This is a genomic window from Celeribacter marinus (assembly GCF_965656515.1).
GTDB lineage: Bacteria > Pseudomonadota > Alphaproteobacteria > Rhodobacterales > Rhodobacteraceae > Celeribacter > Celeribacter marinus_D.
Window position 1 is genome coordinate 1 of the sequence record NZ_CBFHKW010000116.1, and the last position, 1,458, is coordinate 1,458.

Here is a 1,458-nt window from a genome sequence, read left to right on the forward strand (position 1 = left end):
GCAAATTTCGGGTGTACCGCGTCACCAGTGGCATGGACCGGACAAGCGGGCAAAGCCATTGCACTCTCTGGATCGTGCTCCATCGCAACACGCGAACAGGTCGCACATCACGCCACCCATAGCCCAACCCGCGAAATCAATGCGGCGGATGTGATCGAGGGACGCCTTAGCGCGCTTGATATGGCGGAGTGGCTATTGTCCCAAGACGGTCTCCCCCTCGCCTTTAGTTCCGCTGATCCCGAAGTCGTGAAACAGGTCCAAACAACGTTCGGACGCGAAAAGTCCGCTACGGCTTTGGAGGGCTTCTTTGCCGATGTCGCCCGCATCTGTGTAGAGCGCGGCGTTACGCGCGTAATAACAGCAGGCGGTGAGACCTCCGGGGCCATTGTCGAAGGTCTTTCACTGAAAACGCTCGAAATAGGCCCCGAGATCGACCCCGGCGTTCCGGCCCTTCGGGCAAGCGAGTCTCTTGTGGTGGCCCTAAAGTCGGGTAACTTTGGCGCTAAAGACTTCTTTGAAAAAGCCAACTCCGTTCTTTCAGGTGATGTATGACCGAAACTGCCCTACGCGATCAAATTTGCATGTTGGCCAAGTCTCTATTCGATCGTGGCCTAACCCATGGAAACACAGGAAATATCTCGGCACGCACGGATGATGGCGGGCTTTTAGTCTCTCCAACAGGGACAAGTTTTGGACGCCTTGATCCTGCGCGCCTCAGTCGCTTTGACGCGCGCGGACGATTGATTTCAGGCGACCAGCCGACAAAGGAAATGCCTCTGCATTCCGCCTTCTATGAGACGCGCAGCACCGCAGGCGCCGTGGTCCACCTACATTCGTGTCACTCGGTGGCGTTATCCATGACACCTGACGCAAATGAGGATGATTTTCTGCCTCCGTTCACACCCTACGGCATTATGAAGCTTGGGCGCGTCAAACTCCTCCCGTTTTTTCTCCCGGGTGATCCCGCAATGGGTCATGCAGTGCGCGGGTTGGCGGGCAAACGCTCGGCAGTGATGCTTGCCAATCACGGGCCTGTTGTCGCGGGCAAAGATGTCGAGGCCGCATGCAACGCCATCGAAGAGTTGGAAGAAACCGCCAAACTCGCCCTTATGATGCGCAATATAGACGCGCGCATTCTAACCGCCGAACAAATCGGCGCCGTTGTCACTAAATTTGACGTGGAGTGGGATGCATGACGCAATTCTCTGCAAACTTGGGATTTCTTTGGACCGAACTGGCGTTACCCGATGCAATTCGCGCCGCGCACGCCGCGGGATTTGACGCTATTGAATGCCACTGGCCCTACGACAACAGCGCGCAAGATGTGAAGGCCGCGTTAGACGAAACTGGCCTTAAAATGCTCGGCCTCAACACGCGGCGCGGAGATGTAGCACAGGGAGAAAACGGATTGGCGGCACTGGTTGGACGCGAAGTTGACGCCCGCGCCGCGATTGACGA

At 56.8% G+C, this 1,458-nt stretch carries 2 protein-coding genes and 1 pseudogene; all 3 read left to right on the forward strand.

The annotated features are described in order from the left end of the window. On the forward strand, positions 1-552 hold a 552-nt coding region (locus ACTG34_RS13715; protein ID WP_439105427.1), incomplete at its 5' end, for a nucleotide-binding domain containing protein. Continuing rightward, positions 549-1,196: a 3-oxo-tetronate 4-phosphate decarboxylase gene (gene otnC, locus ACTG34_RS13720; protein ID WP_062217876.1), complete on the forward strand. Its 648-nt coding sequence runs from the start codon at positions 549-551 to the stop codon at positions 1,194-1,196. The genes ACTG34_RS13715 and otnC, both read left to right, overlap by 4 nt. Then, positions 1,193-1,458 (forward strand): annotated as a pseudogene (locus ACTG34_RS13725) (isomerase); the annotation flags it as partial. The gene otnC and the pseudogene ACTG34_RS13725, both read left to right, overlap by 4 nt.